At 70.1% G+C, this 5100-nt stretch carries 5 protein-coding genes and 1 pseudogene; 3 read left to right on the top strand and 3 right to left on the bottom strand.

Annotated elements, in window-relative coordinates:
• The coding region (locus JHN63_RS47350; RefSeq protein ID WP_200691329.1) for a TetR/AcrR family transcriptional regulator at positions 1 to 458 on the bottom strand (458 nt) is incomplete at its 3' end.
• Positions 459 to 574: 116 nt separating this feature from the next.
• Between JHN63_RS47350 and JHN63_RS47345 the strand changes: the two genes are divergently transcribed.
• Together JHN63_RS47345 and JHN63_RS47340 are read left to right on the top strand one after the other, a co-directional pair.
• Positions 575 to 1483: a hypothetical protein gene (locus JHN63_RS47345; protein WP_200691328.1), complete on the top strand. Its 909-nt coding sequence runs from the start codon at positions 575 to 577 to the stop codon at positions 1481 to 1483.
• 205 nt (positions 1484 to 1688) lie between these two features.
• Complete coding sequence (locus tag JHN63_RS47340; protein WP_200691330.1) at positions 1689 to 2426, top strand: HNH endonuclease family protein; 738 nt, start codon at positions 1689 to 1691, stop codon at positions 2424 to 2426.
• A 146-nt stretch (positions 2427 to 2572) separates the two neighbouring features.
• Here the strand turns inward: JHN63_RS47340 and JHN63_RS47335 are convergent, their stop codons facing one another.
• Positions 2573 to 3322, bottom strand: coding sequence for a hypothetical protein (locus tag JHN63_RS47335; protein WP_200691327.1), 750 nt, complete (start codon positions 3320 to 3322; stop codon positions 2573 to 2575).
• Between the two features lie 187 nt (positions 3323 to 3509).
• The gene (locus tag JHN63_RS47330; RefSeq protein ID WP_200691326.1) at positions 3510 to 4163 is read right to left on the bottom strand and encodes a hypothetical protein; all 654 of its coding nucleotides are present in this window, start codon (positions 4161 to 4163) and stop codon (positions 3510 to 3512) included.
• Between the two features lie 248 nt (positions 4164 to 4411).
• Between JHN63_RS47330 and JHN63_RS53560 the strand changes: the two are divergent.
• A pseudogene (locus JHN63_RS53560) lies at positions 4412 to 5100 on the top strand (restriction endonuclease subunit M); the annotation flags it as partial.

The following is a 5100-nucleotide window of genomic DNA, read 5'->3' as shown; positions in this document are numbered from 1 at the left end:
CGTACCGCCCGAGGGCCGCGGCCCTCGGGCGGTACGGCGGAGACGGCGTGGCGCAGGGCGTCGGTGGCGAGGGCGCGGGCCGTGGTGAGTTCGAGGTCGCCGTCGCGCAACAGCTCGGGCGCGAACATCACTTGGAAGTGCGCCGGATGTTCGCGCGCGAAGCGCACGTAGCGGACGCCCGCGTCCTTCAGGTCCGCCGCCCCGCCGATCGCGTCGGCCAGCAGCCCGAACCCTTCCGCGGCGATCGCCGTCAACAGCCCCGTGCGGTCCTTGAAGTGATGGGCCGGCGCCGCGTGCGAGACACCGGCACGGCGGGCGAGATCCCGCAGGCTCAGCGCGGACGGACCGTCGGCGGCGATGACGTCGAGCGCGGCGGTGAGGACGGCGCGGCGCAGATCGCCGTGGTGGTACGGGGTCTTGGCGGGCCCGTCGGCCTTGGTGGGCTTGGTCGTACTCATGGTCAGCAGCGTACGCCGAATCTAGGCATTGACAAGTTTGGGGGGTTGGGGCAATCTTGTCAGTGTCAAGTTGTGGAATCGCCGGGAACGGTCAGGATGCGACGAGGAGTTACGCCATGTCGGACAGCGTGCGTGGAGTGGAGACCGTGAAAAGCCCTGCCACCGTGGAGCTGAGCCGCGTGCGCCAGCTCTGGCATCTGCTCGAACCCCTGCACGCGGTGCTGTACTACGCGCCGGAGGTCTTCGAGGAGGCGGCCGCACTCGGCTACGACACCGAGGAGCGCTGGCCGAGCTACTTCCCGCTGCGCGCCGCACCCTTGGGCCCGGTCGGCAGCGAGCGCGTGACCTCGGCCTTCTACAGCTTCAACCCCCGCATGGTCGCCGCGCACATGGACTCGGCGTGGAGCACCGCCGACCCGGACGCCGTACTGAAGGCGAGGCTGCGCGGCATGGACCGGGCCTACCGCGCGATATTCGGCGACCGTGTCGACAGTCCCGAGCTGGCGGAGGCCGCCGCCCTCGCCCGCCGCGCCGCCGAGGCGGTGAACCTCGAGGGCCGCCCCCTCGCCGCGGCCAACGCCGAGTTGGCCTGGCCCACCGAACCCCACCTCCAGTTGTGGCAGGCGGCGACGATCCTGCGCGAACACCGGGGCGACGGCCACCTCGCCGCCCTCCTCGTCGCAGGCCTCGACCCGGTCGAGTCCCTGGTCTCCTTCGCCGCGATCGGCGCCGCCTCCGTCCAGCGCTTCGAGAGCCGGGGCTGGAGCCCCGAGGAGTGGACGGCGGCCCGCGAACGTCTGGTCGCCCGAGGCGTCATAGACGACAGGGGTACGGCGACCAGGGCGGGCCGCGACCTGCGCCAGGAGGTCGAGCGCCGCACCGACCAACTGGCCGCCGGGCCTTGGCAGTTCCTCGGCCGGACCGACACCGACCGACTCGCCGACCTGTTGGGGGAGTTCTGGGTCGCCGTACTCGGTTCGGGGCTGCTGCCCTCGGAGTCGACGTTGGGCATCGGCAAGGTCTGAGCGGGGTGTTGGGGCGAGAGTGTGAGGAGTGAGTGCGAGGTGGGGGCGCCTTCGCCGACAAGGTCGCGGCCCTACACCCCAGTTGTGTGCCATGTACCCCCGGGCCCTATATATCCGCAACATGTCCGCCGCTAACGTGGGCACCAGGTCACTGACCGCCCCTGCCGGGGCGGGGGCCGGGTGAGCAAGGGGAGGGGCGCACGTGATGCGTCTGAGGGGTGGGGCGGCCATAGCCGCCCTGGTCATGTTGTCGGTCGCCGGATGCAAGACGGACACCACGGGAACGGGCGACTCCGGGCCCGAGGCGACGGCCGGTGGAGGCTCGGGCACGGGCTCCGGCGGGGGCGCGGCCCTGACCGCCGCCGAGTCCCTGACCGTGAAGGGACGCGCACCGAAGACCGGTTACTCCCGTGAACGGTTCGGCACCGCCTGGGCCGACACGGACTCCAACAGCTGCGACACCAGGGACGACATCCTCAAACGGGACCTGAAGCAGGTGAAGTTCAGCGACGGCGACTGCAAGGTGTCGTACGGCGTCCTCGAGTCCGATCCGTACTCCGGCAAGGAAGTCGTCTACAGGCGCGGCGCCAGCCTCGTCGACATCGACCACTTGGTAGCCCTCTCCGACGCCTGGCAGAAGGGCGCCAAGTACTGGGACGCCAGCAAGCGCATAGCTCTCGCCAACGACCCGCTCAACCTCCTCACCGTCGGTGCCAGCCCCAACCGCAGCAAGGGCGACGGCGACACGGCGACCTGGGTGCCGCCCAAGGCGTACCGGTGCACCTATGTCGCCGCGCAGGTCGCCGTGAAGAAGAAGTACGGGCTGTGGGTCACCGCGGCGGAGAAGGCCGCGATGGTGAAGGTCCTCTCCACCTGCTCGAAGCAGGCCCTGCCGACCGGCGGCAACCCGACGAACGCGCCGGCGAGGTTCCACGCGAAGTGACGTGACGCGGGGACCGGTTTCCCGGTCCCTGTCCCCGTCCCCGTCCCTGTCCCTGTCCCCGTCCCGGTCCCGCCCCCGATTTCGATCGTGCCCTGTGGCTACGGCTCGCCCCGTGAACGTGCCGTAGCCACAGGCGACTTGGGGACTCAGCCGTCCAGCGCGTCCAGGTCGAGGATCTTGCCGGCGGGCTTCTTCGCCGGCACCGGCTTCTCGTACTCGCCGAACGTGAGCGTCCCCGGGTCCTTCGCGGAGAGGCTGTCGATACGCAGCACATACGGCTTGCCCTCGGTCGCCACGTACAGCGTGTAGCTGTCCTTGCCGTCCTTCTCGTGCAGGACGATCGCCGGGGTGCCGTCGAGGGTGGTCGTCTTCCCACGCGTCGCGTCCGAGTTGCCGTCCTCGGCGCCGCCGAGCACCGAGTTCAGGTCGCAGAAGCTCGCGATGTCCTTGGCGTCCTTGCCCTTCGCGGACATCTTGGTCCACTTCCCGGCCATCATGTCCACGACCGCGTCGGTGTCCGCCTTGGACTCACCGTCGCTCTGCGCGCGCAGGAACGCCTCGTCGTACTTCATGTAGATGGTGTCGCCGGTCTTGATCATGTCGGCCTTGCCCTTGCCCCGCAGGCTCAGCGTGCCGGCGCACTCGCCCTTCTTGTTCAGCGCCATGTCGATCAGGATCGTGCCGCCGCTCTCGTCGTCGGGTATGTCGCCCTTCAGTCGCAACGACGAGGCTCCGGTGGTGGCGGTCAGGGACCGGTCGGCGATCTCGCCGCCGGTCAGCCCGGCGAACGGGCCCTTCGGCTTGCTGTCCGCCTTGTCCTCACCGGGCAGACACCCGGTGAGTCCCGCGGCGGCCACGGTGGTGAGGCAGAGAGCGGCAAGTGCGGTACGACGCATGGCAGTTCCTTGGCTGAAGAGGTGGGAGATGAGAGGCGCGAGCTGAGAAGCGCGGGGGTGCCCCGAAGCGGGGTCCGATGAGGTGCCGGGCAGGCGGACGGAGCGCCGTGAGCGGCGAGCGCGGCGCGAGCAGAGAGAGCGGCAAGCGCGGCGAGGCAGCGGTGAGAGCGTTCGCCCGACCCGAAGGTCAGGCCGTCTGCTTCCAGTCCTTGCAGCCGGTCGTCTTGAAGTAGGCGTCCGTGGGGCTGATCGTGACGACGGCCGTGCCGGTCACGTTGGCGTTCGCGAGGATCGAGTCCGGCCCGTGCGCGGCGTCCTTCGAGCGCTCCCAGTAACACAGGTCGTCCGTGTTGCCGGTGGACCGGTAGGTGCCGGGGGCGATGTCGGCGCCGACCCTGAACATGCCGCCGTCGCCGGCCATCTTCGTGGCGGGGGAGCCCTGCGCCTTCGCGTCGACGGCCTCCCAGTCCTTGCAGCCGCTGGACGTGAAGACCTTGTCGGTCGCCTTGACGGTGACGTAACTGGTGCCGCTCACATTGTCGTTGGCGAGCAGCGAGTCCGTGTCGCCCGAGGCGTCCTCGGCCCGCTCCCAGTAGCACGCGCCGTCGGCGTTGCCGCTGGTGCGATAGGTGCCGGGCCTGATGTCCGTGCCGACCTCGAAGTCGCCGTCCCCGTCGAACGCGGCTTTCTTCTCCCCGACGGCCCTGGCCGGGCCCGAACCCTTCGTCGTGGCCGAACCATCCTCCCCACCACGGCCGTTGGCGTCGGCGTTCGCCGATACGACCCCGATGACGACGACCCCCACGACGGCACCGAGCGCGAGTCTGCCCTTCATGCCCATGGCTGCCCCCTTCCCTCCCCCGATGCGGCGGCCGGCTTTCTCCGGCGGACGCTCGTTCGCTGGGTCAATAAGAGCAGAGGCTGTGAACCGAGTCAACACGGTTCACGTAATGTGGTGTGTACACGGCCGTGAAGGGGTAGATCATGTCTGCGTCGGTATGCTCGGCGTCACAGGCAGCCCGGACGGCACTGACGACACTGACGGCACGGCGGGCGCAACGGGGCCGCGGGGCGAGGGGAGTGGGGCGAGTGCAGGACAACGCGACAGAGGTGACCGCCGCCGGTATCGCACGGCTCGCCGGCGTCGGCCGGGCCGCCGTCAGCAACTGGCGCCGCCGCCACGCGGACTTCCCCAAGCCGGTCGGCGGCACCGAGACCAGCCCCGCCTTCGCCCTCACCGAGATCGAGTCCTGGCTGCGCAAGCAGGGAAAACTCGCCGAAGTCCCGCTGCGGGAACGGGTCTGGCAGCAACTCGTCGGCCACCCCGAGGGTCCGACCACCGCCCTGACGTACGCGGGCTGCGTCCTGCTGCTCATCCATGAACGCCCGACCGTCTGGCTGGACGTGAGCGCCGGTTCGGACGAGCGCCTGGCCGCGATGCTGCCCGGCGCGCTGGAGCAGGTGATCGTGCCGCGCTTCGGCGCGGTGCGCGGACGCGGTGTTCACAGGGGGCGAGAGGGGAGCGCCGCCGCGGGTGTGAACACCCCGAACACTGTGAACTCGCCGGCCGACGCGACAGTGCCACCGGCCCTTGTGAACACGGCACACGTCACACCCGCTGTGAACTCAGCACGGGCCGTACCCGCTGTGAACCCGGCACTCCACGCGCCAGCTGTGAACTCCGTGCCCGAGGCGTCCGCTGTGAACTCCACACCCGCCGCGTCCGCTGTGAACCCGGCATTCGCCGCACCCGCTGTGAACCCCGCCCCCACCACACC

Origin of the sequence: Streptomyces sp. MBT65 (genome assembly GCF_016612545.1) — a bacterium.
Classification (GTDB): domain Bacteria; phylum Actinomycetota; class Actinomycetes; order Streptomycetales; family Streptomycetaceae; genus Streptomyces.
Note: the sequence above shows the minus strand (reverse complement) of the source record. Positions and strands in the feature narration are given on the sequence as shown.

Bases quoted from the DNA above. Each gene is read 5' to 3' on its own strand.
- JHN63_RS47345 (WP_200691328.1), top strand. From the start codon at position 575: ATGTCGGACAGCGTGCGTGGAGTGGAGACCGTGAAAAGCCCTGCCACC.
- JHN63_RS47340 (WP_200691330.1), top strand. From the start codon at position 1,689: ATGCGTCTGAGGGGTGGGGCGGCCATAGCCGCCCTGGTCATGTTGTCG.
- JHN63_RS47330 (WP_200691326.1), bottom strand. From the start codon at position 4,163: ATGGGCATGAAGGGCAGACTCGCGCTCGGTGCCGTCGTGGGGGTCGTC.
- JHN63_RS47335 (WP_200691327.1), bottom strand. From the start codon at position 3,322: ATGCGTCGTACCGCACTTGCCGCTCTCTGCCTCACCACCGTGGCCGCC.